Annotated in this window: 1 pseudogene; it reads right to left on the reverse strand. The window is 70.6% G+C overall.

Annotated features, from left to right (window positions below):
* Positions 1-228, reverse strand: a pseudogene (locus KVS71_RS19790) (hydroxymethylbilane synthase); the annotation flags it as partial.

Here is a 228-nt window from a genome sequence, read left to right on the forward strand (position 1 = left end):
GGACGAGCGACCCCGGAACCGCGGTCGGGAGGTCCTTCAGCGACTGCACGAGGAAGTCGCACCCGCCGGCGAGGAGGGCTTCGCGGAGCCGGGTGGCGAAGATGCCGAGGCCGCCGATCTCCGACAGCGAGGCGCGGTTGGTGTCGCCCTCGCTGGTGATTGGGACGAGTTCGACGCGACGACCGGTGACCTTCACCAGTGCGGCGGCGACATGACCGGACTGCGCCT

This window comes from Microbacterium sp. GbtcB4 (genome assembly GCF_019091465.1).
In the GTDB taxonomy this organism is placed as follows: Bacteria; Actinomycetota; Actinomycetes; order Actinomycetales; family Microbacteriaceae; genus Microbacterium; species Microbacterium paraoxydans.